2 protein-coding genes and 1 pseudogene are annotated in these 1,745 nt (G+C 36.0%); 2 read left to right on the top strand and 1 reads right to left on the bottom strand.

Features of this window, described 5'->3' with window-relative positions; genetic code table 11:
- Nucleotides 1-349, top strand: a 349-nt coding sequence (ccmS, locus tag VE944_RS11010) for a beta-carboxysome assembly chaperone CcmS (protein ID WP_324976550.1), incomplete at its 5' end; no start/stop codon positions are given.
- A gap of 59 nt (nucleotides 350-408) precedes the next feature.
- Complete coding sequence (locus tag VE944_RS11005; protein ID WP_324976547.1) at nucleotides 409-1,200, top strand: AlbA family DNA-binding domain-containing protein; 792 nt, start codon at nucleotides 409-411, stop codon at nucleotides 1,198-1,200.
- A 293-nt stretch (nucleotides 1,201-1,493) separates the two neighbouring features.
- Here the strand turns inward: VE944_RS11005 and VE944_RS11000 are convergent.
- A pseudogene (locus tag VE944_RS11000) lies at nucleotides 1,494-1,745 on the bottom strand (biotin carboxylase); the annotation flags it as partial.

Raw genomic sequence — 1,745 nt, 5'->3', positions numbered from 1 at the left:
GCAAGAATTGGCGGCGCTGTTTTGGGGATTGTGGTTAGCAAATGGTGATAGTCAAGGTACTATTGGTATTGATTTGCAACCAACGCCGCATTTTGTTTATTGTCCGAAAGAGCAGATAGAGAATTTAAATATTAGAGTTGATAATCGGCTGCAAGAAATTTTGGGAATTGTTGAGAATCACAAGCCAGAAGTGGAGGTTGTGATGATTGGGATTGGGAAGGGGGAAATTAAGTTAATTCAGTTTGCGCCGGAACCAGCACCACCGATTTGTTTTGAGCAAGTTGGGAAGGATGTGGATGGGTTATTGGATGTGCTGGAAGAGAGGATGAGAGAACATTTATCAAGCTAATAACTTGATAAATATTATTTTTCTAATTAAATTTTTATGCTGGAAAGGTCGATTTTTATATGTCTTCAAACACCAAGCAAAATAAAAGTTGGAAAGAAAATTCTGCTCGATTTTTTGAATCTCCAAGTCGAGAAACTTTGCGTGAATTACTCCGCAATCCTACAGGAGAATATGATGATCTAGACTTTAAAAGTGAGCTTGTTCCCGATGATGAAATAGCCAAGAATATTCTTGGTATGGCTAATAAATCAGGTGGTGCAATTATTTTTGGTGTTGAGGAAAAAAAAGAAGATAACAGCTTTAACTCTAAGGGATTGTCCGACTTAAATGATAAAACTGAATTTAAAAATAAAGTTGAAAAATATCTTCCGTCTCAGTTAGATTTTGATGTTATAGATTTTTCATACGAAGAATCAGAATATCCAAAACTAAAAGGTAAACTACTTCGGGTTGTGACTATAGAATATAATCCACGATATATTCCCTTTTTGCCTAAGAAAGATAGTGATAAAATTAAGCGTTATCACATATTTATTAGACACAACACTAGCACTATCACTGCTGAATATGAACATTTGCAAGATATTTTAAATCGTAGAGTAGAAACGACATATTCCTCTACTACAGAAATGTCTCTAGCTGAACACCTTGCTCAATTAAAAGAACTATATTCAATGATACAAAAAAATAAACCTGGTTCAGCTTTGGCTTTGAACTTTTTGGAAAATACATATTTTACACAGCAAAATCCATATTATCCAAAAGAAGAATATGATGCTTTTATTAGTAGAATGATTTCTGTAAAGAAGGAAGTAATAGAAGCTATAATCAAAAGAAAAGAATCTTTCTAAAACAGAATTTTAAATAAAGTGCGGTCAATACTATCAAGTATGCACGCAATGAGTATATGTAATGTCAATTAGGTAATCGATTACTTCTTGCGTAGCCAGCAGTTATTCCTGAAAAGTGATGGGTTGCTCCCACGCTTCTGTAACACTAACTACTACAGCACTTACGGCAGCTATGAGGTACATCCTAAAAGCTGAAAGCGATGATAGGAGACGGGCAAGGAGAAAACTATATTGCATAATAGCCGGAAGTGCTGTAATGCACTGGCTTGAAAATCTTAAATCCAAAATTGGTACTACTTACGCACTTGGCCGCTAAATCCGGCTGCTTTAAACTGCTTCAGCTTCAACGGAGTAGGCTGATTCGCAGGTACAGAAATTCTCAATTCAAAATCGCTAATGCCTGCTGGTACTTCAGCAATAGAACCTAAGCGAGTGCGGTTTTGCATTACTGAGTCATTGTTGGCATCATAGATGCGTCCAAAAATATCTGCGTCGTAGACTGTTTTATAAGTGCCATTTTCTGCTTTGCCAATGACAAGAAAACA

Origin of the sequence: Nostoc sp. (genome assembly GCF_035638895.1) — a bacterium.
Taxonomy (GTDB): domain Bacteria; phylum Cyanobacteriota; class Cyanobacteriia; order Cyanobacteriales; family Nostocaceae; genus Nostoc.
Note: the sequence above shows the minus strand (reverse complement) of the source record. Positions and strands in the feature narration are given on the sequence as shown.